21 protein-coding genes are annotated in these 25,617 nt (G+C 59.9%); 8 read left to right on the forward strand and 13 right to left on the reverse strand.

The features are described from left to right. Positions 1 to 148: 148 nt before the first annotated feature. Entirely contained in the window at positions 149 to 865 is a 717-nt protein-coding gene (locus PMI36_RS13335) for a TraX family protein (protein ID WP_008072476.1), read from the reverse strand. A gap of 131 nt (positions 866 to 996) precedes the next feature. Here PMI36_RS13335 and PMI36_RS13330 point away from each other — a divergent pair, with 131 nt between their 5' ends. Both PMI36_RS13330 and PMI36_RS13325 read left to right on the forward strand, forming a co-directional pair. Then, positions 997 to 2,037: a threonine aldolase family protein gene (locus PMI36_RS13330; RefSeq protein ID WP_008072479.1), complete on the forward strand. Its 1,041-nt coding sequence runs from the start codon at positions 997 to 999 to the stop codon at positions 2,035 to 2,037. A gap of 204 nt (positions 2,038 to 2,241) precedes the next feature. Then, positions 2,242 to 3,066: an SDR family oxidoreductase gene (locus PMI36_RS13325; protein ID WP_008072481.1), complete on the forward strand. Its 825-nt coding sequence runs from the start codon at positions 2,242 to 2,244 to the stop codon at positions 3,064 to 3,066. A gap of 105 nt (positions 3,067 to 3,171) precedes the next feature. Here the strand turns inward: PMI36_RS13325 and gbcB are convergent, their stop codons facing one another. Then, positions 3,172 to 4,272: a glycine-betaine demethylase subunit GbcB gene (gene gbcB, locus PMI36_RS13320; protein WP_007907554.1), complete on the reverse strand. Its 1,101-nt coding sequence runs from the start codon at positions 4,270 to 4,272 to the stop codon at positions 3,172 to 3,174. Positions 4,273 to 4,555: 283 nt separating this feature from the next. Here gbcB and gbcA point away from each other — a divergent pair, with 283 nt between their 5' ends. Further along, positions 4,556 to 5,851 (forward strand): glycine-betaine demethylase subunit GbcA, encoded by a 1,296-nt coding sequence (gene gbcA / locus PMI36_RS13315; RefSeq protein ID WP_032830499.1) that lies wholly within the window; start codon positions 4,556 to 4,558, stop codon positions 5,849 to 5,851. 123 nt (positions 5,852 to 5,974) lie between these two features. Here the strand turns inward: gbcA and PMI36_RS13310 are convergent, their stop codons facing one another. From PMI36_RS13310 to PMI36_RS13300, 3 genes are all read right to left on the reverse strand, one after another. After that, positions 5,975 to 7,219: a metallophosphoesterase family protein gene (locus PMI36_RS13310; protein ID WP_008072483.1), complete on the reverse strand. Its 1,245-nt coding sequence runs from the start codon at positions 7,217 to 7,219 to the stop codon at positions 5,975 to 5,977. A gap of 26 nt (positions 7,220 to 7,245) precedes the next feature. Beyond that, positions 7,246 to 9,114 carry a hypothetical protein gene (locus tag PMI36_RS13305; RefSeq protein ID WP_008072484.1) on the reverse strand — a complete coding sequence of 623 codons (1,869 nt, stop codon included), beginning with the start codon at positions 9,112 to 9,114 and terminating at the stop codon, positions 7,246 to 7,248. Between the two features lie 192 nt (positions 9,115 to 9,306). After that, on the reverse strand, positions 9,307 to 12,765 hold the full coding sequence (locus tag PMI36_RS13300) for a GMC oxidoreductase (protein WP_008072485.1): 3,459 nt from the start codon (positions 12,763 to 12,765) through the stop codon (positions 9,307 to 9,309). A 501-nt stretch (positions 12,766 to 13,266) separates the two neighbouring features. Here PMI36_RS13300 and PMI36_RS31480 point away from each other — a divergent pair. Continuing rightward, complete coding sequence (locus PMI36_RS31480) at positions 13,267 to 13,497, forward strand: hypothetical protein (RefSeq protein ID WP_157214958.1); 231 nt, start codon at positions 13,267 to 13,269, stop codon at positions 13,495 to 13,497. Positions 13,498 to 13,898: 401 nt separating this feature from the next. Here the strand turns inward: PMI36_RS31480 and PMI36_RS13295 are convergent, their stop codons facing one another. From PMI36_RS13295 to PMI36_RS13265, 7 genes are all read right to left on the reverse strand, one after another. After that, on the reverse strand, positions 13,899 to 14,465 hold the full coding sequence (locus PMI36_RS13295; protein WP_008072486.1) for a GNAT family N-acetyltransferase: 567 nt from the start codon (positions 14,463 to 14,465) through the stop codon (positions 13,899 to 13,901). A gap of 187 nt (positions 14,466 to 14,652) precedes the next feature. After that, the gene (gene etfB / locus PMI36_RS13290; protein ID WP_008072487.1) at positions 14,653 to 15,423 is read right to left on the reverse strand and encodes an electron transfer flavoprotein subunit beta; all 771 of its coding nucleotides are present in this window, start codon (positions 15,421 to 15,423) and stop codon (positions 14,653 to 14,655) included. A 15-nt stretch (positions 15,424 to 15,438) separates the two neighbouring features. Continuing rightward, positions 15,439 to 16,659, reverse strand: coding sequence for an electron transfer flavoprotein subunit alpha (gene etfA, locus PMI36_RS13285; protein WP_008072488.1), 1,221 nt, complete (start codon positions 16,657 to 16,659; stop codon positions 15,439 to 15,441). Next, entirely contained in the window at positions 16,659 to 18,608 is a 1,950-nt protein-coding gene (gene dgcB / locus PMI36_RS13280; protein WP_008008116.1) for a dimethylglycine demethylation protein DgcB, read from the reverse strand. The genes etfA and dgcB overlap by 1 nt, the downstream gene beginning before the upstream one ends. A gap of 170 nt (positions 18,609 to 18,778) precedes the next feature. Then, positions 18,779 to 20,839 carry a dimethylglycine demethylation protein DgcA gene (gene dgcA, locus PMI36_RS13275; RefSeq protein ID WP_008072498.1) on the reverse strand — a complete coding sequence of 687 codons (2,061 nt, stop codon included), beginning with the start codon at positions 20,837 to 20,839 and terminating at the stop codon, positions 18,779 to 18,781. Positions 20,840 to 20,854: 15 nt separating this feature from the next. Further along, positions 20,855 to 21,385 (reverse strand): DUF5943 domain-containing protein, encoded by a 531-nt coding sequence (locus PMI36_RS13270; protein ID WP_007907543.1) that lies wholly within the window; start codon positions 21,383 to 21,385, stop codon positions 20,855 to 20,857. Positions 21,386 to 21,463: 78 nt separating this feature from the next. Continuing rightward, positions 21,464 to 22,441 (reverse strand): dipeptidase, encoded by a 978-nt coding sequence (locus PMI36_RS13265; protein WP_007907542.1) that lies wholly within the window; start codon positions 22,439 to 22,441, stop codon positions 21,464 to 21,466. A 245-nt stretch (positions 22,442 to 22,686) separates the two neighbouring features. On the opposite strand from PMI36_RS13265, the gene PMI36_RS13260 reads away from it, so the two are divergent. The 4 genes from PMI36_RS13260 (at position 22,687) to PMI36_RS13245 (ending at position 24,311) form a co-directional block, all read left to right on the forward strand. Beyond that, positions 22,687 to 23,088, forward strand: coding sequence for a lysozyme inhibitor LprI family protein (locus tag PMI36_RS13260; protein ID WP_008072513.1), 402 nt, complete (start codon positions 22,687 to 22,689; stop codon positions 23,086 to 23,088). A gap of 212 nt (positions 23,089 to 23,300) precedes the next feature. Continuing rightward, positions 23,301 to 23,555 carry a type II toxin-antitoxin system RelE family toxin gene (locus PMI36_RS13255; protein ID WP_008072515.1) on the forward strand — a complete coding sequence of 85 codons (255 nt, stop codon included), beginning with the start codon at positions 23,301 to 23,303 and terminating at the stop codon, positions 23,553 to 23,555. Continuing rightward, entirely contained in the window at positions 23,539 to 23,862 is a 324-nt protein-coding gene (locus PMI36_RS13250) for a helix-turn-helix domain-containing protein (protein ID WP_007907539.1), read from the forward strand. Before PMI36_RS13255 ends, PMI36_RS13250 begins: the two co-directional genes overlap by 17 nt. A gap of 32 nt (positions 23,863 to 23,894) precedes the next feature. Beyond that, positions 23,895 to 24,311 carry a DUF3010 family protein gene (locus PMI36_RS13245; RefSeq protein WP_008072517.1) on the forward strand — a complete coding sequence of 139 codons (417 nt, stop codon included), beginning with the start codon at positions 23,895 to 23,897 and terminating at the stop codon, positions 24,309 to 24,311. Between the two features lie 137 nt (positions 24,312 to 24,448). Here PMI36_RS13245 and PMI36_RS13240 read toward each other — a convergent pair whose 3' ends face one another. After that, positions 24,449 to 25,408: a GlxA family transcriptional regulator gene (locus PMI36_RS13240; RefSeq protein ID WP_008072520.1), complete on the reverse strand. Its 960-nt coding sequence runs from the start codon at positions 25,406 to 25,408 to the stop codon at positions 24,449 to 24,451. Positions 25,409 to 25,617 lie beyond the last annotated feature (209 nt).

Consider the following 25,617-nt stretch of genomic DNA (forward strand, 5'->3'; position numbering starts at 1 on the left):
CTGATGTTGACTGGCCCGGCGCATTCGCGAGCAAGCCCGCTCCCACAAGGTTTTGCGCGCCCCTGTAGGAGCTGCCGAAGGCTGCGATCTTTTGACTTTGCTCTTTAGAAGATCAAAAGATCGCAGCCTTCGGCAGCTCCTACAGGGGTCAGGCAATGAGTTGGCGCAAAGCCAGAAGCACGAGGAAATGCGCGGGATAGAGCGCATACGCCCAACGGCGCATCGGTGGTGGTTGGACGCCTTGGGCATGTCGCAATAGCAGCAGGCCCAACAGAGGCGCAATCAGACAAGCGGCAATGCCGAGGATGGCTGCACTGCTGTGAAGTCGCACGGCGTAATACAGCACTTGCCATTGATTGGCCGCCAGGCAGACCAGCCCCGCCAGCAGACTGAGATACCAGGGGCGGTTAATCACCAGCAACATCGCCAGCGGCAACAGCACGCCGAAGAATCCGAACATCAGTCGTTCCGGGAACAGCGCCGCCAGTAACAAGGCACCCGCCGCCAATAGTCGCGGCTGAAGCAGCCTGTGCTGCCAGCCGCGGGCGACCAACAAACCCAGAACCAACGTGGGCAACACGTTTAAGGTGTAATGATCAGGAATGTACATCCGGTAGGGAATTTCGCTCAGGGCGCTAAACAGCGATAACCAACCGAGGTAGCGCCATTGGCCGTCGGTCGTTACTGCCTGTGCCCGCGACAGATTTGCCGCCATCGCCAAACAAAACCACGGGAACGCCAATCTACCCGGGACATACAGAATATCGACGGAATAACCGACATATCGCAGGTGATCGAGCACCATGCTCAGCAGCGCCAGCCACTTGAGCAGATCCAGCGCCCCATCCCGTTGAGTCATGTGCATAATTGCCCGTCAACCGTGTATTTTTCTGACAGCAACATCCCGTGTGCTCCCCGGACGATCTTCGGTAAAGTGCGCACCATCATTGACCACGATGCTCTTCACCATAAGAGCCTCGACCACGGAAGCCGGCCATGACCGATAAGAGCCAACAATTCGCCAGCGACAACTATTCCGGTATCTGCCCTGAAGCCTGGGCTGCCATGGAACAGGCCAACCACGGCCACCAGCGCGCTTATGGCGACGATGAGTGGACCGCACGCGCGTCCGATCAATTCCGCAAACTGTTCGAAACCGACTGCGAAGTGTTCTTCGCCTTCAACGGCACCGCGGCCAACTCGTTGGCCCTGTCATCACTGTGCCAGAGTTACCACAGCGTGATCTGCTCGGAAACCGCCCACGTCGAAACCGACGAATGCGGCGCGCCGGAGTTTTTCTCCAACGGCTCCAAGCTGCTCATCGCCCGCACCGAAAACGGCAAGCTGACGCCGGAGTCGATCCGCGAAATCGCCCTCAAGCGCCAGGACATCCACTACCCCAAACCCCGCGTAGTGACCCTGACCCAGGCCACCGAAGTCGGCAGCGTGTACACCCCGCAAGAAATCCGCGCCATCAGCGTCACCTGCAAAGAACTGGGCCTGAACCTGCACATGGACGGCGCACGCTTCTCCAATGCTTGCGCATTTCTTGGCTGCTCACCGGCAGACCTGACCTGGAAGGCCGGGGTCGATGTCTTGTGCTTCGGCGGCACGAAAAACGGCATGGCGGTGGGCGAAGCGATCCTGTTCTTCAACCACAAACTGGCCGAAGATTTCGACTACCGCTGCAAACAGGCCGGGCAACTGGCGTCGAAGATGCGCTTCCTCTCCGCACCGTGGGTCGGGATCCTGGAAAACGACGCCTGGCTCAAATACGCCCGCCACGCCAACCACTGCGCGCAGCTGCTGGCCGAACTGGTGAGCGATATTCCTGGCGTGGAGCTGATGTTCCCGGTGCAGGCCAACGGCGTATTCCTGCAACTGTCGGAACCGGCAATCGCCGCACTGACCGCCAAGGGCTGGCGCTTCTACACCTTCATCGGCAACGGCGGCGCACGCTTCATGTGCTCGTGGGACACCGAAGAAGAACGCGTGCGCGAATTGGCGGCGGATATTCGACAAGTAATGGCAGGCTGACGCCCACCAGCTTTTGTGGGAGCGGGCTTGCTCGCGAAGAGGGAGTGTCAGTCGACATCAATGCCGCCTGGTACACCGCCTTCGCGAGCAAGCCCGCTCCCACAGGTTCCGCGCCTTAACTGACTGCCCTCCAACAAGACTTCGTCTACATTGACTGGCGAGCTGTTTCGATCCGCTCAGATAACAACAATCAGGAGCGTACGCATGTCATTACAAGGCAAAACCCTGTTTATCACCGGCGCCAGCCGTGGCATTGGGCGTGAAATTGCGCTGCGGGCAGCCAAGGACGGGGCCAACATCGTGATTGCCGCCAAAAGTGCCGCCCCTCATCCCAAACTGCCTGGCACCATTTTCAGCGTGGCGGCGGAAGTCGAAGCCGCGGGTGGCAAGGCACTGGCCTTGCAGGTGGATGTGCGTGATGAAATTGCCGTGCGCCAGGCCATGGTCGATGCCAGTGAGCATTTCGGCGGCATCGATGCGCTGATCAACAATGCCGGGGCGATCAAGCTGACCGGGGTGCAACACATCGAACTCAAGCGCTTCGACCTGATGCACCAGATCAACACCCGCGCGGTGCTGCTGTGCAGTCAGGCTGCCCTGCCCTATCTGAAAAAAACTGGCGGCCACATCCTCAACCTGTCGCCGCCGCTGAACTTGGCCACCAAGTGGTTCGCCCAGTACAGCCCGTACACCGTGACCAAGTACGGCATGAGTATGCTGACCCTGGGCATGAGCGAGGAATTCGCCTCCTACGGCATCAGCGTCAATTCCCTGTGGCCGCAGACCATGATCGCCACTGCCGCCATCGAGTTTCAGCTGGGGTCACGCGAGTCGTTCAAGCATGCGCGCACGCCGGCGATTATGGCGGATGCGGCTCACGCGATTCTGAGCAGCAGTGGCCGCAGCATTACCGGGCGGTTGCTGATTGATGAGGAGATTCTGCGGGAGCATGGCGTGACCGAATTCGATCATTACCGCTTTGAGCCCGACACCAAAGACAAGCTGATGCCAGACCTGTTTGTGGACTGAAATACCAACCATTGTGGGAGCGGGCTTGCTCGCGAAAGCGGTGTGTCAGGCAACATCAATGTTGACTGTGCCGCCGCCTTCGCGAGCAAGCCCGCTCCCACAGGTTCAGAACTCGATCCGCACGTCGCCCTTCGGAACGCTGCAGCACGACAGGATGAACCCTTCGGCCTCGTCTTCCTCGGTAATCCCGCCGTTGTGGTCCATTTCGACCTCGCCCCCCAGCTTCATCACCTTGCAGGTCCCGCAAATCCCCATCCCGCAGGCTTTCGGGATCAGCAAGCCAAGCTTGGCCGCCGCCGCATGCACGGTTTCACCCGGTGCAACACGAATGCTCTTGCCGGAAGCGGTGAATTCCACCTGATGCAGATCCGCCGCGTCGACTTCCGGAGCATCCGCCGCTTGTTCGGCTTGCTCCACCGCGTCGGCACGGGCTTCCGGCGGCGTCGCGCCGAAGGATTCCTCGTGATAACGCTTCATGTCGAAACCCGCCGTCTCAAGCATGCGCTTGACCGCGTTCATGTACGGGGTCGGGCCGCAGCAGAAGACTTCACGGTCGAGGAAGTCCGGCGCCATCAGTTCGAGCATCTTGTGGTTCAGGTAACCGCGATAACCGGCCCACGGCTCGCCCAGACCATGCTTCTCGCAGATCAGGTGCAGGCTGAAGTTATCGATCCGCGACGCCATGTGTTCGAGTTCGCGGTGGTAAATGATGTCTTTCGGTGAACGGGCGCTGTGGATAAACACCATGTCGACATTGCCGTTGGTGTCGTAGAACCAACGGGCCATGGACATGCACGGCGTAATACCGACGCCGCCGCTGAGGTAGAGCACTTTCGGCGCAGGGAAGTCCATGGCGTTGAACAGCCCGACAGGCCCGTGCACCGCCAGCTCCTGGCCTTCATGCAGGGTGTCGTGCAGCCAGTTGGACACCTTGCCCCCCGGCACGCGCTTGATGGTCACCGAAAAGCTGTACGGCACCGACGGCGAGCTGGAAATGGTGTAGGAGCGCATGATCGGCACGCCGTCGATTTCCAGCTCCAGGGTGACGAACTGCCCCGGCTTGAAGAAGAACAGGATCGGCTGGTCGGCCATAAAGCAGAAGGTGCGCACATCCCAGGTTTCCTGGATGACTTTGACGCAACGGACGATGTGTCGACCATTGGCCCAGGTCTGGGTGGTTACCGGATTCAGGAAGCTGTTGGACATGCTGTTCTCCACGGCCGACTACCGGCCTTTATGTTGGCGATTCTGCGTATAGCGCAGCTCCTCCATTTACCTATCTGCGACATTCACATACTTATCGCGACCAGCCCCCAATTACCGGGGGTTGCGCGTCGGGAACAGATTTGGCCATGTCGCCCATGGATAAGGTTCTGGCGAGCGCCGGCCCCACACTCGCCCCATACCAAGACACAATCTTTACACCTTGCGTAGCAAACCTGATTAGCCACTTTCGCCGGCCACACAGAATGGCCTTGAGGATTAAATGATGGACGTCACCACTACCCTGAGCCTGGGCGATCCACTGGAACCCGCACGCAAGGCCACCGCACAGATGCTGCAAGAGCGCGAGCGCACTTTCTCGCTGCCGCAGCCGTTTTACTCTGACGAGCGGCTGTTTGATATCGACATGCAGGAAATCTTCCAGAAAGAGTGGTTGATCGCCGGCATGACCTGCGAGATCCCGACCAAGGGTAACTACCTGACCCTGCAAGTCGGCAAGAACCCGATCATCGTGATTCGTGGCGCCGATGGCGTGGTCCATGCGTTCCACAACGTCTGCCGTCACCGCGGTTCACGGCTGTGCACCAGCGAAAAAGGCAAAGTCGCCAAACTGGTCTGCCACTACCACCAGTGGACGTATGAGCTGGACGGTCGCCTGCTGTTCGCCGGCACCGAGATGGGCGCCGACTTCGACATGAAGCAGTACGGCCTCAAGCCGGTGAACGTGAAAACCGCTGGCGGCTACATCTTCATCAGCCTGTCGGAAAACCCGCCGGCCATTGATGACTTCCTGTCGACGCTGAACCATTACATGGAACCGTACGACATGGAGAACACCAAGGTGGCGATTACCACCACCTTGATGGAGAAAGCCAACTGGAAACTGGTGCTGGAAAACAACCGCGAGTGCTACCACTGCAACGCCTCGCACCCGGAACTGTTGAAAACCCTGCTGGAATGGGACGACGTCACCGACCCGCGTGCCGACCAGGCCTTCAAGGACCACGTCGCTGCTTCGGCCGCTGCCTGGGAAGCCGAGAAGATCCCTTACGCCCACGCCAGTTTCGGCCTGCGTAACCGCATCGTGCGCATGCCGCTGCTCAAGGGCACCGTGTCGATGACCATGGACGGCAAACAGGGCTGCGCCAAACTCATGGGCCGCATCAAGAACCCGGACCTGGGTTCGATGCGCATCCTGCACCTGCCACACTCGTGGAACCACTGCATGGGCGACCACATCATCGTGTTCACCGTGTGGCCGATCAGCGCTCAGGAAACCATGGTCACCACCAAGTGGATCGTGCACAAGGACGCGGTCGAAGGCGTGGACTACGACGTGGAGCGCATGCGCCAGGTCTGGGATGCGACCAACGACCAGGACCGTCGCCTGGCCGAAGAAAACCAGCGCGGGATCAACTCCACCGCCTACCAGCCAGGGCCTTACTCCAAGACCTATGAGTTTGGCGTGGTGAACTTCGTGGATTGGTACAGCGAGCGGTTGCTGAACAACCTTGGGGCCGAGCCTGCGCCGTACCTCAAAGGGGTTCCGGTTCAGGGATAAGATCAAGAGCTTCGCGAGCAAGCCCGCTCCCACATTAGATCGGTGGCGTACACAAAACCTGTGAACGACTCGGTCAACTGTGGGAGCGGGCTTGCTCGCGAAAGCGGTCGCACATTCACCCAATCAACTTGAAGACCACCGCACCGACCCATCCTCCCCAATAAACGTCTCTTCGATGTTCTCCCCCACCAGCCGCACCTTCACATAACCGTTCAACACCCGATCCGGGTACGCCTCATCCCGCGCATTTTGGGTTTCCGACCACAGCACCCGCGCATGCCCGTTCAGCTCACTGGCATTGCCGTAGGGAATCGCCCCATGCCCGGCGCAGCGCGCATGCAACCCGCCTTGAGCGGCGTAGCAGATGCCGTTGTGCAAATGCCCCCAATACCAATAATCCGGCTCGCGGCCCAAGGCATCGCACACCGGTTGATACAGCGCCGTCTTGTTGTGCCCGGTAATGTCGAAACCCTGGTGATGACTGAGCACCATGATCTTCTTGCGCTGGGGCAAGTCTTTCATCCAGTCGATCTGCTGCTTGTTCAGTGCACCGTCCATGTACAGGTTGATCGCATCGGAGGCGTAAGCCGTGTCGAGCCCGATCACCAGCCAGTCATCGTTGTACAACGCAAAATAACTGGTGCCCTGCTGCGCCGGAAAACGCTTGGCCAGTTCCTTGAAATAGCCATGGGCGCCGCTGTACATCTCGTGGTTGGAGTTGAGGGTGAACGAGCCGTGCTTGCCCATGGGCCAGCCGACCATGTCGACGTCTTCCTGAGAGCGGGTGCCGGCGTAGTACACGTCCCCCAGGTGAATAGTGAAATCGGCCTGGGCCAGTTGCATCTGGTTGGCGACTGAGACCGCCGGGGCGTGGCTATCGAACGGCCCGGTGCCCCAGTCGCCGGCGATGGCAAGGGTCACGTCACTGTCCATGCGCATCAACGCCGGGGTGGTGGCGAACGGCGCGTGATGCCGCAGGTTCTCGATCCACTTGAGCAATGCCTCGCTCCACAACAGATCCAGCAGCTCCCATTTGCGACAACCGAGCAGGCTGCCGTCCTTGAGCACTCGGGTTTGCAGTTCGTCTACCGATTGCGGCAAGGGGCTGGCGTTACCGATGTGCAGGATCGACAAGCCATGCGCCAACTCCCACGGCACACTCGGCTGATCGTCCGGCATATCACCGTGCTTGAGCACGTATTGCGCCTGATCGTGACCCCGCTGCAGCAGCGCGACAATAGCCTGGTACTCCTCCGGTTCAAGCTCGCTGACGAGCTTTTTCCAGGCCATTTCCAAACGGGTGAACAAGCCATGTACGCGTAGCTTGACCTTGTCGTACTCGTGTTCCCAATGACTGACCAATGACATGTCGCTTTCCTCCATCCGTAGTGGAATCACAGGGTTTTCATGAACTCGATGAGCGCCCGCTTATCGAGTTCCGACAGCTGCGTGCCGTACAGGTGGCCGCCGTTGTGGTTGCCCTCCAGACGGGTGTCGTACTTGAAGTCCGCCGAGGCCTTCATCTGCTGGCCACTGGTGACGAAGCCGACTTTGTCCTGGTCGTACACATCGGAGCCGGTAAAGAACACCAGCGGTCTCTTTTCCGGTGGTTGCAGCAAGTCCCACAGGGTCGGCACCGAACCGTTGTGCAAGTACGGCGCGCGCAACCAGACGCCGTCGGTGGGTGTGTTGCTGTAGCTCTGGGTCTTGCGATAGGCGCCAAAGTCGAACGGCGATTTCTTGAAGCCATGGAAAGCCGTCACCAAACCATTGGTGAACGAGTTCAGCCGATGGGGATCGGTGCCCAGTTCATCAATGCTGGTGGTGACCTGACCGGTGTCGGTGCGGCCGAAATCATGGCAACCGGCGCAGTTGTTTTCCCAGACCGGTCTGCCCCGCGCGACTTTGGCCTGATCCAGCGCGAACGGCCATGCCGGCGCCTTGTGGCCCAGCAACCAGTTGGTCACCCGGTTGAAACTGGCCGGCAGCACTGACTCCGGCGTCGCGCCCACGGCCATGGCTGCCGCGTAGTTGCGCTCATGGATGTCGTTGTTGTTACCGTCCCAGTGCAGGTACAGCGACTCCCGAGGCTTCTGGTTCCACACTTGCGGCAAGTCGACGGTGCCAATGGTCGAGTCATCCGGGAAGCCGAACACCACCATTTTCGTCGGGTTGAAGGTGTCGGTGCGTCCCGGCCCTTGTGGGGCGCGCAGGCGTTGCCAGGCATAGGCCTGTTTCTGCTTGACCAGCGCGCTCGTGGCCATCGGAATGATCACGTAGCGGTTGTACAACCGCTCGAAGAACCCGAGCTGGAACTTGCTGTTGATCGCCGTCATCACCGCGTCGGGGGTGAATGTCGGGTCGCTGGCGCAGTTGTAGGCGAACCATTGGAAGGCCTGCAGTTGCAGGGTATTGGCCGGCGCGGTGGCCACCGGGATGGCGACGTCGCCGCTATTGGCCCGGTAGGAACCGGTGTGGCACAGGGCGCAGTTGGGCTCCACAGTCGGGTAACCGATCTGCCGCTTGGCCATGCCGATCGGCAGGTCCTTGCCGTTCTCGTAGAGGAAACCGAAAACTTCGTAGCCGCCGGGTTTCGGCAGCTTATCCGGGCACATCTGCGGCAGCACGGCGAACAGGTAATAGGGAATCCGCGCCTCGATGCCCAGGCCGATGGCGCCGTACTTGTAGTGATCCTCATCGGAGGCGTATTGCTCTGCCGGCACCACCCGCAGCATCTGGTACCAGGTTTCGTAGCCGATAAACCCCAGCGCCAGCACCACGACCAGCGTGGCGACCTTGAAGCTGTGCCGCTGCCAGCGTCGCGCCCACGCTGCGCGCCACTCAAGCCAGCCGTCGCGAAGCAACGCCAGGGGCCGATTGGCCGGCGCGCTGCCCAGGTACAGCAGAACCCCGAGGATCAGGAACATGCTCAGATCGCCCAGCAGCATCGGCACGAACACTTGAGCCTGGTTGCTGGTGTTGATCAGGTAGATCCAGAACGCCACGGCGACCAGTCGCGACAACACACACAGCCATGAATGCACGACATATCGTGGTGCGTTGAAGCCAGACGGCATGTAGAACAGGCTGATCCCCACCAGTAGCATCCCGGCGTTTTCCAGCCATGGATCGGAGAGTTGCGGTGGCATCCCGAGCATCGAGGTCAGCAACGCCGGCGCGAACAGCGCCGGAATCGCGAAGACCATGTTCATCACGATGCCTATCCAGATGAAGCGTTGAAACCAGCGGATGTAACTGTCCATGGCATCCATTTCCTTTTTGTCACCAATCCCAAGTCAGCACACGGCTTTTGTGGCGAGGGAGCTTGCTCCCGCTCGGCTGCGAAGCAGTCGTAAATCCAGAAAACGCAGTGCATCTGATAGATCGCGTCTTTAGGCTTTGGGGCTGCTTCGCAGCCCAGCGGGAGCAAGCTCCCTCGCCACAGGTAAGCAGTGTCAACCGAGGGCGGTTTTCTCCAGGTGCTGCAGGATGATCGGGTACACATCGATCACTGCATTCTTGCCGAACATGCAGTCGATATGCCCGTAACCCGGCACCACATGCCGGCTGTAGCGCTCCGGTCCATGGGCTTTGCACACGCGCTCATAGGTCTTGAGCGTGCTTTCCGGCAGGTAGCACTGGTTGTCTTCGCCGCTGATGAAGCAGATCGGCATGGTCAGCCGGTCGAAGTGCGGCATGTAGACGTCCTGCCCCTTGAAGTCCACCAGATGGCCTTTGCGCAGGATCAGCGCCAAGTGCTCGAAGGTCTGCATGTTCGATTCGCCGAACAGCTCATGCAGGTTGTCATGCAGGGTCTCGTTGAGCGTGTCGTGGCGGTACAGCGACGCGTACATGAAGGTGATGCGATGGCATACCGGGTTGGTGCAGTAGCCCTGGGCCTCGATGCGGGCGTAGACGTTGAGGGCCTTGTCGTAGAGTTTGTTGAACCAGCTCTCCTTGTTGTCGGCATACGCGGTGAGGGATTTGATGCCGATGGCGTCGAGCATCCCCGGAAGGTGCAGACCGGCCTTGAGCCCCGTTGCCGTGGCGACCACCGTATCCGCGGCGATCTGCGAACACACCACTGAACGCACGCCCTGTAACCCGGCCAGCAGCGACATGAAGAAAGTCGTCGCGCCGTAGCAATGCACCACGCATTGCACGTCCGCCGCCTTGGTCGCCTGCTGGATCTGCGCGATGGCAGCCTTGAAGTCGTACTGCGCAATCTGATCGCCGTTCCATTCGTGCTTGCTGGCCGGTATCAGAATGCTGACCCGGAAATCCAGCAGCCAGACGTCGTACTCGTGCTTGCACAAGAACTCCAGCAGGTTGGTCTGGATGGTGTCGGTGGAGAAAATATTCGAACCCACCCCCAAGCCATGCACCAGCATCACCGGCCCTTTGCTGCCACCCTGATAGCGGGTCAGGCGTAGCTGAACGTTGTCTTCGGTCTGGAAGAACTGCACGCTCGGGATCGGTGCATCCAATGGGCGTTTCTGCCGCGGCGGTGCATCGGGGTTGAAGTAGATGTCGCCAGCGAACACCCCGCCGTAGCTCTCCCACAAGATGCCGGCGAAGAACTTGCCGAACCGCGCCAACCCTTCGATGCGCTCGCGTTCGTTGCGCGCGTTAAGCACCTTCATGGTGGTCATCTGCTTGGCAAAATCGGCCGGTTGAATGTGCATCACACCCGAGCCAATCACCTCACCGGTTTTGTCCGGCCCGCGATACAGCGTCACGTAGAGGGTGCTGGTGTCGTGCCAGACGTTAAGCACGCCATTGTCTTCGGGCACGGTCTTGAACGCGCTGAAGTAATAATCGCTGCCGTCCTCGGCGGTCAGTTTCATGTCGTAATTCATGTGCCGCACGCCGACCTGTTCCTGATATTCCTCGAACAGGTTGAACACGCCATTGCTGGCGGTCAGCGGTTCCGGCGACAGACCTGGCGCATTGAGCGTGCCGACCAGCGTCGCAGCGTGTTCCGGCTCCTTGATCATGCGGTTGAGGTCGTTGGCGGTGATGGTCAGGGTGAACTCGATCGGCGAGTTCTCCGACTCACCGCGTTTGGCCGCCGCTTCGTAGAGTTTGAGATCGGTGCCTTGAGGCTGAGTGAAGTCTTTGGAGAAATAGCCCTTCATGGTTTCGGTGAACTGCACGCCGAGGGTCGGTGGCGCCACCTGTTTGCGCGGTGCCGAGGGCAGCGTGTAGTCGATGTGCCAGCCGCGATCGGCCGCCAGCAGGCCCATGTTGCGCTCGCTCACGGCGGAGATGGTCAGCAGCGGATTGACCGCCAGGGAAGTCGGAATCACCGCGCCGTCGGCCACGTACAACCCGGCATAGACATTGGTGCCACTGGCGCTGCTGAATACCTGCCCCTTGTGGTTGACCACGCCCTGCTCCGCGTCCTCGCCCATCACGCAACCGCCCAACGGGTGAACGGAAACGATGCTGTGTTTGAGCAGCTCGGTCCAGATCGGATTCTCCACCCAGATCCCGCCCAATGCCTTGGTGCTCTGGTGCAGCCGCTCGTTGCCGAGTTTGACGTTTTCCTGCTCGCCGACGCCCGGCCAGTCGATGCGCAGTTGATCCTTACTGTCGAGCACCATGCGCCCCTTGCCGTCGTCGTGGCTCATGATCAGGTAGGTCTGCATGTTGTGCAGGGCGCCGTGATACGGGCCACGCAGGAAGCTTTCGGCTTCACGCTCTGCGTACTTGAGCTTGCCGGTGAAACTGTCGTCGGTGGGCTTGCCGATCAACCCGGCGAACGCGGCCATGCTCGGCACCATCGGACGGCCTAGCGCGCCGGGGATCGAGCCTTCTTCGATGACCATGCGGCTGCGCCAGTCGCCTTCGGTGCGCATGTCGATGATCGAGGTGATACACGGGCCGACCGGTTTCATTTCACTGGCCGGATGCGCGCCAAAACCGATGCCGTTGATCGCTTGGTCGCAGTTGTGGCCAAAGCCGAGAATGTCACCGTTGCCGCTCATGTTCTCGCCGAGCTGATTGGACGTCGACAAGCCTTTGTCCCGGGAGCGCAGGAGGATTTCGGTAGAGCCCAGGGTGCCGGCCGACACCACGACAATGTCAGCCTTGACGAACAGCGTCGGCGCGGAGAATTTCTCGCGGCCGCTGTCCAGGTATTGGAAGTGTACGATCCAGCCGTCGCCGTCGGCGTCGCGCTCCAGATGCCGCACCTCGGCCTGGCAGAAAATCTCTGCGCCGTGGTTCCAGGCATCGGGCAGGTAATTCATCAGCGTGGTGTTCTTGGCCTTGTTGTTACAGCCCGACACGCAGTCGCCGCAGTGGTTACACGGCAGCTGCTCGACGCCGACGTGGTTGAGATTGTTCGGCAGTTTGTCGAAGGTCACGTTGATCGGCGGCTTGTAGAAATGCGCACCTTGCTTGAGGTAGTCGGCGGACTTCTGGTTAGCCTCGAGTTTGGGCAAGGTCGGAGCAGTTTTCGGGTAGGGATTGGGCTTGAGCATCTCCCGAGCCCGGGCGTACCCATCCTTGAGCAAGGTGTCGCGATGCTCACGTACCGCCAGCGGCCAGCGCGGATCGTCGAACACACCGGGCTCCGGCTCCAGCGCGACGTTGGCGTTGATCAAGGATGTGCCGCCCAGGCCACAACCGACCACCACGTTCTGCTGGGCGTTGACGTGCAGGTCGAACAACCCGGTGCGCGAACCGATGTGCCCGTCCGGGTCGTGGACTTGCAGCTCTTCGGTGGCCGCCAGCATCGTATTGGGGTATTCGCCCGGCTGGATTTCCCGGCCCCGCTCCAGCAGGCACACCCGCTTGCCGGCCCGGGACAGGCGCGACGCCGCGATCCCGCCACCGTAGCCGGAGCCGATGACGATCACGTCGTAATGTTCCTTGATGTCGCTGATGGGCGTGGCAATCCGTGTCATGACTCATTTCCTCTCAGGCAGATGGGCAACTCTGTGGTTGCCTGCAATCGATAGATGAACGAACACCTGGTCACCGGGCACGGTCGGGCCTCAATGGCAGCTGCGTTTTGGCATGGATAAAAGGCTCAGGCGCTATAGGCGAGCGCGCTGATTGGCGGCGCGACGATGAATTCGTTTACGCAGCAAGGAGGCAGGTTTTGGAACACAGGTCATGCAGGGGCTTGGGTGCGAGCGATATCGCTGGCTATCCATCACGCGTTCTCCCTGAACCAGATGTGGATAAGAGACGGCTGTCCTTATGCCGTGAAAGTGAAGACAGGCGACAGATCGAAGTCAAGGCAGCGCCTTAGACCTGTATGAAATCTGATCTATCGCGTTCGGGCCTATACAGACCGTGGCTCGCAGGGTTCAGCGAACAAGTTATCCACATCTCCACCCACAGCTATTGGGGACAACTGTGGATGACGCGCCAAATATATTCACAAAAAACCAAGAAAAACCGTGACTTATCCAGAAGCAGAGTTTTATGCAAGCGTTGATCGTTTTTTGATCAAAGGTCTGCAGGGTACGGTTTATATGACGTGCAGAGGATGGCGAACACCTTATCCACAGAAGCACCAACAGACTTTGGGGGCAACTTTGCAGGCTCTGTGGAAAACTGCTGAAAGCCGTGAGAATTCGGGGTTTGCGGAAGGATTAACGAGGGAAAAGCGCGAATTGAACATTATTTGATCAACTCACTGAAAGCCACGGTTTATATAGCCTGTAGCGGACAGCGAACATCTTATCCACAGAAGCGCCAACAGAGATTGGGGGCAAGTATCGGCGTGTGAGCAACGTTACTCTGTGGAAAAAGCTCGAAAAAACCATGGGTTAGGCTGGTTGTTTTTTGTACGGAGGGCTGCAGGGCTTGATTGGCATGGGGTGTAGCGAGGCGCGAACATGTTATCCACAGAAGCGCTAACAGGGATTGTGGGTAACCACAGCTTGTTGGTGTGCACACAATCCATGATCGACATAGACCCCTTGTGGGAGCGGGCTTGCTCGCGAAAGCGGTGTGTCAGTCAACGATGATGTTGAAGCGGATGACCCCTTCGCGAGCAAGCCCGCTCCCACACGAACAGGGCTCAGCCTTAAGGCCGATACATCAAATAAGCCTCACCCGTAACCCGAATCATTGGGTGGGGCGTGATCTGGCAGGTATCGACGATCCGGAAGCCATGACGCTCATAAAACCGCCGGGCGCCAGTGTTCGCCGCGTAGTCGATCAAGCTCAAGCCGTTGAGCCCCAACCGGTTGGCACGGTCGTAGGCGTAGGCGAGGAACTGTTTGCCCAAGCCCTGATTGCGCCAGCCCTCATGCAGGGCCAGGCTCGAAATATAAAGGGTGTCGGGAATTTCCATGGTGGCATACGGCGCCAAGACCGGGTCGGTCACGGGAGCGGCCTGGGGATCGTGGCGCATCACGTAGCTGTGCAGCATGCCGATGACCTCTCCCTCGGCCTGCGCGATCAGGCAGTTCTGATAGGAAAAATCGACATCTTCACGGGCGTAACGAGCGGCACCCACTTCCAGCAGATCCTGCCCGGGCTCCGCCAGCTGGCTCCAGATGTAATCCGAAGCACCCTCTGATGAAATCTGGAACAAACGGGCGATCTCGCGCGCATCCGAGCGCAATGCCGGACGAAATTCAACAGCCATTATTTCCCCATAAACTTCGATGAGATGATTTTCAGGTTCTGCGTTTCCGGTATTTCATCTGTTCGGCACGAGCACTCTGTGGGAGCGGGCTTGCTCGCGAAGGGGTCATCAGCTTCAACGTCATCGTTGACTGACACACCGCTTTCGCGAGCAAGCCCGCTCCCACAGGTATTGTGTTTGTCCAGGTTTAGCGGACCACGCCTTCTTCAATCAGCAACTTGAGGATGGCGTCTGCACCCGCCTGCGCGGTCACACCCTTGAGCACTTGCCCGCCTCCGCCACTGGCCTTGGCTGTCGCGGCTTTCATGCGGTCTGCACCGCTCTTGGCCTTGATCACTTTCAAGCGTTTTGGCCGTGGTTTAGCCGGTTGCAGCGTGGCCACCGCCAGCAGTTCGTCGTCGATCACTTCGACTTCATCCGCCTGCAATACCCCGCGCCGCGCCGGACCGTAGGCACTCTGCCGAGGCTTGGGCGCTGCGTTATCCACAGTCGCCAGAAACGGCAGGCGTACTTTCAGCCGACGACGCTGCCCGCGAGGCAAGGCCTGCAGTACCAGCGCCGAACCACCGTCGATGGATTCAACCTGCGCCAAACCCACCACCAGCGGCCAGCCGAGGCTTTCGGCCAGCAGGAACGGCAACATGCCCGAGCCTTCGCCGGTTTCCGCCTGGCTGCCGGTCAGCACCACCTGAGCCCCGGCATCGCGAAGATAAGCGGTCAGCGCTGGCAGCGCATCGGCGCCTTCCGGTTGCTCCAGCACATGCAATTGTTCCAGGCCCATGCCCAGATAAGCGCGCAATGCAGGTTCCGCGACGTCACCGGCATGCAGCACTTGCAGGTTATCCCCAGCCAGTTGCAGGCCCAGTTCAACTGCTCGTGCATCCTGCTCGGCGCGGCGTGGCCGGCCGGAGGTCGGGTGGGCGCCGATGGACACCAGGCTGATGATTTTCGTGCTCATAACCCTTTCCTTCCCTTAAGCCGCATCGCGCTTGGCTTCAGTGCGGTAAGCCTCTACCGCATCGATCAAGGCTTGAAGAATCTCGGCGCTCTCACCGATCACCGACAGGTCGGCCCGTTTGATCATGTCGCAACCCGGATCGAGGTTGATCGCCACTACCTTGTCGCAGGCACCGATGCCTTGCAGGTGCTGGATCGCCCCGGAAATGCCCACCGCCACGTAAACCCGTGCCGTGACCCAAGTGCCGGACGCACCGACCTGACGGTCGCGCGCCATGAAGCCATCGTCCACCGCCACGCGCGATGCACCTTCGGTCGCGCCCAACGCCTCGGCCGTCCTGTGGAAAAGTCCCCAGTCCTTGACCCCGTTGCCGCCAGAGAAGATGAATTCGGCTTCGGCCATCGGAATCGCCGCCGGGTCCACCGCCACCGCGCCCAGATCTTCGATCCGCGACAGGCTGCGGGCGACTGCTGTGGATAACTCCACTGGCAAGGCTTCGTGACGGGTTTCGCTGACCGGTTCGGCGCATTCGGCGGCGGCCAGAATCAAGCGGGCGACCGGACGTGCAAGATCCTGCAAACCAGCACCGGCACGGCCGATGCACTCCTGATCCTTGACCTGCCAGACCCGCGTGGCCGGGCGTTCGCCCAGTGCCGCGGCAAAGCGTCGACCCAGTTCGCCACCACCGCTGCGGCTGTCCGGCAGCAACCAGTGACGAGGGTTGAACTGGTTATCCACAGCCCGCAGGCCCTGGACGCGTTGCTCCGGTGCATAACCGCTGAATTCGTCGCCTTCCAGTACCAGCAAGCGGTCAACGCCCGCCGTGGCGAAGGCGTTTTCCTTGTGCTCGCCGAAGACTACGGCCAGTACCGCGCCGTCCTTGCCGGCCAACTGATGAGCCAAGCCGAGCAAGTCGCGGTCGTGGCTGCTCAAGCGGCCGCCGACCATGTCCGGCACCACGCTGATGTAGAACGCAGGTTGCGGCACTTGATGCAGCGGCAATTGCACTTCAACCGCGGCCGAGCGTTTGGTCGCCCCGCCCTGTTGAGCGCCGCTGCGGTCGATCCGCTTGATGCCGTTGGGGCCGATAAAACCGATCCCGTGGGGGTTCTTGCGGATGACTCCGTTAGGCCCCATCCAGCTGTGTTGCGCCGGTTGCATGGCCGCGTGCAGCGGGTGCAGACGGTTGCGGGCGATCCATTCGGCGCGTGGGTCGCGGCGGATAATGTCGCTCATCAATGCACCTCCGCAGGTTCACGTTTGGCCGGTGCCGAAGGCTTTCCCGGCGCGGCGTCTTCGAGCAAGGCGTCGGCCACCAGTTCGGCGATGTCCTTGATTAGTGGACGCGGTTCGACCACGCCTTCGAGCATCGCGGTGCACTGTGGGCAACCCACGGCCACCAGTTCGGCGCCGGTTTCGCGGATGTCTTCCATGCGCATGTCGGGAATCCGCTGCTTGCCCGGAATGTCGGTGATCGGTGCACCGCCACCGCCGCCGCAGCAGCGTGAACGGAAACCGGAGCGTTGCATTTCCTTGATCTCGATACCCAGGGCGCGCAGTACTTCGCGCGGCGCCTCGTACTCGCCGTTGTAGCGGCCGAGGTAGCACGGGTCGTGATAGGTCACGCTGCTGCCTTTGTGCTGACCGAGATTCAGTGCGCCTTCGCCAATGATCTCTGCCATGTAAGTGCTGTGGTGCTGCACGAGGTAGTTGCCGTCGAAGGCGCCGTACTCGTTTTTCAGCACGTGGAAGCTGTGCGGGTCGCAGGTGACGATGCGGTTGAAGCTGTATTTGGCCAAAGTCTGGATGTTGCGTTTGGCCAACAGCTGGAAGGTCGCTTCATCGCCCAGACGCCGGGCCACGTCACCGCTGTCGCGCTCTTCAAGCCCAAGTACCGCGAAGTCGACCTTGGCCGCTTTCAGCACTTTGACGAAGGCACGCAGGGTGCGCTGGTTGCGCATGTCGAAGGCACCGTCACCGACCCAGAACAGCACGTCGGTGGATTTCTTCTCGCTCAGCAGGTTCAGGTTCAAATCCGCCGCCCAGTTCATCCGCCCGCCCGGCGCGAAGCCGCCAGGGTTGTCGGTGGCGATCAGGTTTTCCAGGACTTCGGCACCCTTGTTCGGGGTCGCGCCTTTTTCCAGGGTCAGATGGCGGCGCATGTCGACGATGGCGTCGACGTGCTCGATCATCATCGGGCATTCCTCGACGCAGGCACGGCAAGTGGTGCAGGACCACAGGGTTTCAGCGTCCACCAGACCGTTGACGATCGGTTGATGCGGATTGCCACCGTGTTCGCCAATGGCTTTGCCCGGATAAGGGCTACCAGCGAACTTGGCGTCAGTACCGCCAGCCAAACCAACGACCATGTCCTGAATCAGCTTTTTCGGGTTCAGCGGCTGACCCGCAGCGAAGGCCGGGCACGCCGCTTCGCATTTACCGCACTGCACGCAGGCGTCGAAGCCGAGCAGTTGGTTCCAGGTGAAATCCTTGGGTTTTTCCACACCGAGCGGCGCGTTCGGGTCATTCAGATCCAGCGGCTTCAAGCCGGTGGAACGACCGCCGCCAAAGCGTTCGGCGCGACGGTGCCAGGCCAGGTGCAGTGCGCCGGCAAAGGCGTGCTTCATCGGCCCGCCCCAGGTCATGCCGAAGAACAGTTCGCTAACGCCCCAGAGCACCCCGACGCCGAGGATCGCAGCGACCACCCAGCCACCGAAGTTTTCCGGAAGGATGCCGGCGACCGGCAGGGTCAGCAGGAAGAACGATGCCGAGAACGCCATCAGGCTTTTCGGCAGGCGCATCCACGGGCCTTTGGACAAGCGGGCCGGTGGGTTGCGACGGCGCAGGAACATAAAGATCGCGCCAACAAACATCACCGCCGACATCAGCAGCAGTGCATAACCGAGGATGCGGTTATGCAGGCCAAAACCATGCACCAGAATCGCCAGCACAATGGACGCCACCGCACCACCGGCCGTGGCAACGTGGGTGTTGGCAATGTATTTGTCCCGCGCGACGACGTGGTGCAAATCGACCATGTAGCGTTTGGGCATGGCGAACAGACCGCCGATCAGGTCGACTTTCGAAGCCCGGCCCTGACGCCACATAGCCACCCGCCGCAACGCGCCCAGGACAGCCAGGCCCAAGGCAGCGAACAACAGGATTGGAAGAAGGGTGTTCAACATGTGGAGCTCCCAAAGACCGCAGGGTCTTGCAGGCCAAACTACCTGGATGCCTTGCTCGATTCCTGTGGGAGCGGGCTTGCTCGCGAAAGCGGTGGGTCAGTCGATATTAATGTCGACTGACAGATTGCATTCGCGAGCAAGCCCGCTCCCACAGGGTTATCCACAAGCTCTTAGAAATCCTTGCACAACCGCAACGCGTCATAGATCGCCGCGTGGGTGTTGCGCTGGGCCACGCAGTCGCCGATACGGAACAGCAAGTAACCGTCGCCTGCTTGGCTCAACGAAGGCTGCGGTTTGATCGCGAACAAAGCTTCGATGTCCATCTGGCCTTTGTTGCGCGAGCCTTCCTTCAGCGCGTAGTAGATTTCTTCGTCCGGACGCACGCCGTTTTCAACGACCACCTGGTCCACCACCCGCTCCTCTTTGGCGCCGGTGTATTCGTTTTCCAGGACCGCCACCAGCTTGTCGCCTTCGCGGTAGACCTTCTCCAGCATCATGTCGCCGGTCATGATCACTTCTTTGGGGTACATGCTGCGGTAGTAAGTCGGGAACGACGTACCGCCGATAGCCACACCCGGCTTGATGTCGTCGGTGACGATCTCGACCTGGCTGCCCTTGTCGGCAAGGAAGTCGGCAACCGACATCCCGGTGAACTCGCAAATGGTGTCGTACACCAGCACGTTCTTGCCCGGCGCAACCTTGCCGTCGAGGATGTCCCAACTGCTGACCACCAGGCCTTCAGCCGCGCCCCAATGTTCGTTCTGCTCAAGGAACGGATGACCGCCGACAGCGAGCACCACCACGTCTGGACGCAGGTCGAGAATGGTCGCTGCATCCGCCGCCACGCCCAGGCGCAGATCGACTTTCAAACGCGCCAGTTCCAGCTGGAACCAGCGAGTGATGCCAGCGATCTGGTCCCGCTGCGGAGCTTTCGACGCGGTAGTGATCTGCCCGCCGATGAATTCTTTCTTCTCGAACAGGGTCACGTCGTGGCCACGTTCGGCCGACACACGAGCCGCTTCCATCCCGGCAGGACCGGCACCGACCACCACGACTTTGCGCTTCACACCGGTCGATTTCTCGATGATGTGCGGCACGCCCATGTATTCACGGGAGGTTGCGGCGTTCTGGATGCACAAGACGTCCAGGCCCTGGTACTGACGGTCGATGCAGTAGTTGGCGCCGACGCATTGTTTGATCTGGTCGACCTGGCCCATCTTGATCTTGGCGATCAAATGCGGGTCGGCGATGTGGGCGCGGGTCATGCCGACCATGTCGACGTAACCGCCTTCCAGAATACGGGTCGCCTGGTTCGGATCCTTGATGTTCTGCGCGTGCAAAACCGGAGCCTTCACCACTTCTTTGATACCGGCGGCCAAGTGCAGGAATGGCTCCGGTGGATAACTCATGTTCGGGATAACGTTGGCCAGGGTGTTGTGGGTGTCGCAACCCGAGCCCACGACGCCGATGAAGTCGATCATGCCGGTGTCGTCGTAGTACTTGGCGATCTGCTTCATGTCTTCGTGGGACAAGCCATCCGGGTGGAACTCGTCACCGCACAGACGAATGCCGACGCAGAAGTCCGGACCGACTTCCTTGCGCACAGCCTTGATCACTTCCAGGCCGAAACGCATGCGGTTTTCGAAACTGCCGCCCCATTCGTCGGTACGCTTGTTGACCCGCGGGCTCCAGAACTGGTCGATCATGTGCTGGTGCACGGCAGACAGCTCGACGCCGTCCAGGCCACCGGCCTTGGCCCGCGCGGCTGCGCTTGCGTAGTTGCCGATCACCCGCCAGATTTCTTCCGGCTCGATGGTTTTGCAGGTCGCGCGGTGCACCGGCTCGCGGATGCCCGACGGCGACAACAGGGTTGGCCAATGCTCGCCGTCCCAGCGCGAGCGTCGGCCCATGTGGGTAATCTGGATCATGATCTTGGCGCCATGCTTGTGCATGGCATCGGCCAGGTTCTGGAAGTGCGGAATGATCCGGTCGTCGGCCAGGTTGACCGACTTCCACCAGCCTTGCGGGCTGTCGATGGCCACGCTGGAGGAACCGCCGCAAATCGCCAGGCCGATCCCGCCCTTGGCTTTCTCTTCGTAATACTTGACGTACCGGTCGGTGGTCATGCCGCCGTCGGTGGCGTAGACCTCCGCGTGCGCGGTGCTGAGCACGCGGTTGCGGATGGTCAGTTTGCCGATTTGAATCGGTTGAAACATTGCTTCGAAAGCCATGGCGGGTTCCTCGACTTACAACGGCTTGACGGTGAACAAACCGTCGTCGTGGCCTTCTTCGGAGCCACCGTAAACCTGTTCTGCAACGGTGCGGATCGAGCTGCCACGGGCCTGAAGAATCTGGTCCATGGCGCCGGCGAACCAGCCAGTGAACATGTAGTCGACCTTACGCCCGACCTTGCCGTACACATAGACAAATGCGGAGTGTTCGAGCTTGACGCTGGCGGTGCCTTTGTCGAGGTCGATGTCCTGAATCTTGAACAGGCCCCAGCCGCGTTGCGACAGACGCTTCATGTAGTGCTCGAACACTGCAACGCCTTCCAGGCCATGGCATTCAGCTTCTTTTTCACACCAGTGCCAGGCGGACTTGTAGCCGGCCTTGTAGAGGATTTCGGCGTAAGCGTCGGCGCCCAGCACTTCCTCGATGCCCATGTGGTTGTTGACGAAAAAGTGACGCGGCACATACAGCATCGGCAGGGCGTCGGAGGTCCAGACACCGGTTTCGCTGTCGACTTCGATTGGCAATTGCGGGGCGATCTTGGCCATGGAAACTTAACTCCAGAAAATTCGTTGTGTTGCCCCCGGCACGGACGGCCGGGGGAAAGGATTCAGAAATGCGGTGGCTTATTCGCCCCAGACGTCCTTGAGGACATTCACCCAGTTCTCGCCCATGATCTTGCGCACCACACGCTCGGAATGGCCGCGTTTGAGCAGGGTCTCGGTCAGGTTCGGGAACTCGCCCACGGTGCGGATGCCCAGCGGGTTGATGATCTTGCCGAAGCTGGTCAGACGGCGGGCGTAGCCCTTGTCATGGGTCAGGTATTCGAAGAAGTCCTGGCCATGGCCCTGGGTGAAGTCGGTGCCGATGCCGATGGCGTCTTCGCCGACGATGTTCATGGTGTATTCGATCGCTTCGGCGTAGTCGTCGATGGTCGAATCGATGCCCTTGGCCAGGAATGGCGCGAACATGGTCACACCCACGAAACCGCCGTGATCGGCGATGAACTTCAGTTCTTCATCGGATTTGTTGCGCGGGTGTACTTTCAGACCCGACGGCAGGCAATGGGAGTAGCAAACCGGCTTCTTGGATTCGAGGATGACTTCTTCGGAGGTCTTCGAACCGACGTGGGACAGGTCGCACATGACGCCGACGCGGTTCATTTCAGCGACGATTTCACGACCGAAACCCGACAGGCCGCCGTCGCGTTCGTAGCAACCGGTACCCACCAGGTTCTGGGTGTTGTAGCACATCTGCACGATACCGACGCCGAGCTGCTTGAAGACCTCGACGTAGCCAATCTGGTCTTCAAACGCGTGAGCATTCTGGAAGCCAAAGAGGATGCCGGTCTTGCCCTGCTCCTTGGCCTTGCGGATATCGGCAGTGGTGCGCACCGGAATCACCAGGTCGCTGTTCTCGCGGATCAGCTTCTGGCTGGCGGCGATGTTGTTGACAGTGGCCTGGAAGCCCTCCCACACCGACACGGTGCAGTTGGCCGCGGTCAGACCGCCCTTGCGCATGTCTTCAAACAGCTCGCGGTTCCACTTGGCAATAATCAGCCCGTCGATAACGATGCTGTCGGCGTGCAATTCGGCTGGGCTCATCAGGCTGTCCCCTATTAGCGATTCATGCGCCGAATCGTGTGCCGGCGCTTTGGGGCCAGCATATGCCTCGGTGCGGGGGTAGCCGGGTGCAAAAACGACAGGGGGTTTGCCGAAAGCGTCAATCCGCGACAAAGGGTCGTCGACAGGCGTCATTGCCTACCTATCCAACGCCGCCCGCTTGGGCCAGAATTCGCCGCACTGGATGTTTTACTGAATGCATGACTGGATTAAGGGGCGGCGGCGCAATGAAATCGATCTTCCTGGCTTTGGCACTGATGGCGACTGGCGTACAAGCAGCTGAAGAGGCCGACGACAACCCCTGCGACGCCGTCGAAAACGAAGTCCAGACCCTGGAATGCTCGGCCTACAGCAGAACCACCGCCGAACAGCTGCTGAACGAAAACTACAAAAGTCTGAGCGAGCGCATGCAGACGCTCTACGGCAAGAACCAGGCGCAACTGACCGACATCACCGCCAAAATCAAGACCGCGCAACAGCAATGGCTGAAAACCCGCGACGCGGACTGTGCAGTGGAAGCGTTCCCGGCGACGAGCGGTAGCAAAGCGTTCACCATTGCGCAGAATGATTGCGTGGCGCGCATGAGTGACGAGCGGTCGGAGTTTTTGGAGTCGATTGGGCAGGAGTGATCCTGAATCGTCCGTCGAAAGCTGGTAGCCCTACCAGCTTTTACCTTCAATCAAGACCTTTCCCACAGGTTTCACCGAGCAAACCTACAACTCCCACTGGGTAAGGGTTAAAGCAGCTATTTTCGAGCAACATCCCGACAAATTTCGTTTGTTGGCCACCTGAAAAATATAAGTAAAGATTCGCAAAATCTTATAAAAGACTTATATTCTCCATGAACAGCATTCACTGGACTCGAAAGGCCGTTAAGCAGCTCTTGAAATTGCATTCCGTTCATCAGATCCAGGTTCGTGATGCCATCACGGCGCTAGCTGGCATGCCTGATGTAGGCAACGTCAAAGCACTGGTCGGTCAGGACTACGCCTATCGACTGAGAGTCGGTAGTTATCGGGTTATGTTCGACTGGGATGGCGCGATCAAAGTGGTCAGTATTCAAGAGGTCAAAAAACGCGATGAACGCACCTACTGAGATTCAAATCATCAACGACGCGGAGGGAAAACCGGCGTTCGTGGTCATTCCCTACGCGCAGTATGTGGCACAGAAGATCGAGCCCGATCTGATCCCCCACGAAGTGGTCAGTCGCATCGTCGATGGCGCGACGCCCATTCGCGCCTGGCGCGAACACCTGAACCTTACGCAGGATGAAGTTGCCAAGCGCATGGGCATTTCCCAACCGGCTTTCGCCCAGCAAGAAACGGTCTCCAAGCCCCGCAAGGCAACCCGTGAAAAAATTGCCGCAGCTTTTGGCATCACCGCCAACCAACTAGAGTTGTAAGCTGAACGCCAGCATCAGGAAAAGGGATTGAAATGAAAATCTGCGGCATCGAAATCAAAGGCAGCGAAGCGATCATCGCCGTGGCCTCCCTCGACGGTCTGGCGCTCAGTCACGTCGCCCTCGCTACCAAGAAAATCGCCCTCGACGAGGACGACGAAGCCGCCAACGTCAAAGTCTTCGCCGCTCAGGTGGCGTCGTTTGTTCGTGAGAACTCCATCGACCGGATCGCGATCAAGAAGCGCAGCAAGAAAGGCGAGTTCGCCGGTGGGCCGACTACATTCAAGATTGAGGGGATTTTCCAGCTGCTGGAAAATTGCGAGGTGACGCTGCTGTCGCCGCAGACCATCAATGCGCAGAACAAGAAGTTCGATTTTGCATTGCCGGAGACGCTGAACAAGTATCAGCATGAGGCTTACAAGGCGGCGTGCTCGGCGCTGATGAAGAAGTAACCCGTCTCCCAAACGACAATGATCAAATGTGGGAGCGGGCTTGCTCGCGAAGACGGCGTGTCAGTCGACATCAATGTTAAATGATCAACCGCTTTCGCGCTCCCACAGGGGTTTTGCGGCCCTTTAGAAATCTGCGCTTAAACCACTTCCCGCCCATCCCCTAACCGTCGCCGGTCTTCACGCGGGCAGCGCTCGAATCTCGCCCGATAGCTTCGGGTGAAATACGAGGGCGATTCAAACCCGCACGCGATGCTCACTTCCAACACACTCATGTTCGTCTGACGCAGCAACTGCCGCGCCTTCTCCAGCCTTAACCGCAGGTAGAAATTGCTCGGAGTGTCGTTCAGATGCAGGCGAAACAACCGCTCTAACTGACGCCGGGTCACTTTGATCGACTCCGCCAATTCCAGCGTGCTCAACGGCGGCTCGCTGTGCTGCTCCATCTCCCCGATCACCTGCACCAGTTTCTTGTTGCTGATGCCATAACGCGTGGCGACTTCCATGCGCTGGTGGTCTTTGCGCGGACGGATGCGCCCGAGTACGAATTGTTCGCTGACCTGGATCGCCAGTTCCGGGCCGTGGGCCTGGCCGATGAGGTCGAGCATCAGGTCGATGGAGGCCGTGCCGCCGGCAGAGGTGATGCGCCGACGGTCGATCTCGAACAGCTCCTGGGTGACGCTCAGCTGTGGATAAGACTCCTTGAAGGCGTCGATGGCTTCCCAGTGCAGGGTCAGTCGGTGGCCGTCGAGCAGGCCGGCTTCAGCGAGGATGAAGCTGCCGGTGTCGATGGCGCCGAGGGTCACGCCTTCGATGTCCAAACGACGCAACCAGTGCTCCAGTGCCGGAGTGGCGAACTTCAGCGGCTCGAAACCGGCGACCACCAGCAAGGTAGCGCCTTTCTTCAGGGGTTCCAGCGCTGCATCGGCGTTGACCGACATGCCGTTACTGGCCAACACCGCCCCGCCATCGGCGCTCAACACATGCCAGCGATACAGCTCGCCGCGAAAGCGATTGGCGACCCGCAGCGGCTCGATCGCCGAGATGAAACCGATCGCCGAGAAACCCGGCATCAACAAGAAGTAGAAATCCTGGGACATGGAGCGCACTCGCTTAGCAGGTAAAAAGAGGCCAGGTAACGAGAGGGCGGTTAGCGTGTGGACGTTGATACGCCACTTGCAACGAGCATTCAAGGGCTCAGGTCGCTGCAGTGCAAGAGCTGGTCGCCGCAGTGCGTTTTTACAGGGGCTTTGCTGCGTAACTTGAGATCACCGGCGCATCAGACACCGGAACCCACAATAACGACCTG

The sequence above is a fragment of the Pseudomonas sp. GM79 genome (assembly GCF_000282495.1).
GTDB lineage: Bacteria > Pseudomonadota > Gammaproteobacteria > Pseudomonadales > Pseudomonadaceae > Aquipseudomonas.

What these genes read in the sequence shown, in the direction of transcription:
- PMI36_RS13335 (WP_008072476.1), bottom strand. Translation starts at nt 865, where the DNA reads ATGCACATGACTCAACGGGATGGGGCGCTGGATCTGCTCAAGTGGCTG.
- PMI36_RS13330 (WP_008072479.1), top strand. Translation starts at nt 997, where the DNA reads ATGACCGATAAGAGCCAACAATTCGCCAGCGACAACTATTCCGGTATC.
- PMI36_RS13325 (WP_008072481.1), top strand. Translation starts at nt 2,242, where the DNA reads ATGTCATTACAAGGCAAAACCCTGTTTATCACCGGCGCCAGCCGTGGC.
- gbcB (WP_007907554.1), bottom strand. Translation starts at nt 4,272, where the DNA reads ATGTCCAACAGCTTCCTGAATCCGGTAACCACCCAGACCTGGGCCAAT.
- gbcA (WP_032830499.1), top strand. Translation starts at nt 4,556, where the DNA reads ATGGACGTCACCACTACCCTGAGCCTGGGCGATCCACTGGAACCCGCA.
- PMI36_RS13310 (WP_008072483.1), bottom strand. Translation starts at nt 7,219, where the DNA reads ATGTCATTGGTCAGTCATTGGGAACACGAGTACGACAAGGTCAAGCTA.
- PMI36_RS13305 (WP_008072484.1), bottom strand. Translation starts at nt 9,114, where the DNA reads ATGGACAGTTACATCCGCTGGTTTCAACGCTTCATCTGGATAGGCATC.
- PMI36_RS13300 (WP_008072485.1), bottom strand. Translation starts at nt 12,765, where the DNA reads ATGACACGGATTGCCACGCCCATCAGCGACATCAAGGAACATTACGAC.
- PMI36_RS13295 (WP_008072486.1), bottom strand. Translation starts at nt 14,465, where the DNA reads ATGGCTGTTGAATTTCGTCCGGCATTGCGCTCGGATGCGCGCGAGATC.
- etfB (WP_008072487.1), bottom strand. Translation starts at nt 15,423, where the DNA reads ATGAGCACGAAAATCATCAGCCTGGTGTCCATCGGCGCCCACCCGACC.
- etfA (WP_008072488.1), bottom strand. Translation starts at nt 16,659, where the DNA reads ATGAGCGACATTATCCGCCGCGACCCACGCGCCGAATGGATCGCCCGC.
- dgcB (WP_008008116.1), bottom strand. Translation starts at nt 18,608, where the DNA reads ATGTTGAACACCCTTCTTCCAATCCTGTTGTTCGCTGCCTTGGGCCTG.
- dgcA (WP_008072498.1), bottom strand. Translation starts at nt 20,839, where the DNA reads ATGGCTTTCGAAGCAATGTTTCAACCGATTCAAATCGGCAAACTGACC.
- PMI36_RS13270 (WP_007907543.1), bottom strand. Translation starts at nt 21,385, where the DNA reads ATGGCCAAGATCGCCCCGCAATTGCCAATCGAAGTCGACAGCGAAACC.
- PMI36_RS13265 (WP_007907542.1), bottom strand. Translation starts at nt 22,441, where the DNA reads ATGAGCCCAGCCGAATTGCACGCCGACAGCATCGTTATCGACGGGCTG.
- PMI36_RS13260 (WP_008072513.1), top strand. Translation starts at nt 22,687, where the DNA reads ATGAAATCGATCTTCCTGGCTTTGGCACTGATGGCGACTGGCGTACAA.
- PMI36_RS13255 (WP_008072515.1), top strand. Translation starts at nt 23,301, where the DNA reads ATGAACAGCATTCACTGGACTCGAAAGGCCGTTAAGCAGCTCTTGAAA.
- PMI36_RS13250 (WP_007907539.1), top strand. Translation starts at nt 23,539, where the DNA reads ATGAACGCACCTACTGAGATTCAAATCATCAACGACGCGGAGGGAAAA.
- PMI36_RS13245 (WP_008072517.1), top strand. Translation starts at nt 23,895, where the DNA reads ATGAAAATCTGCGGCATCGAAATCAAAGGCAGCGAAGCGATCATCGCC.
- PMI36_RS13240 (WP_008072520.1), bottom strand. Translation starts at nt 25,408, where the DNA reads ATGTCCCAGGATTTCTACTTCTTGTTGATGCCGGGTTTCTCGGCGATC.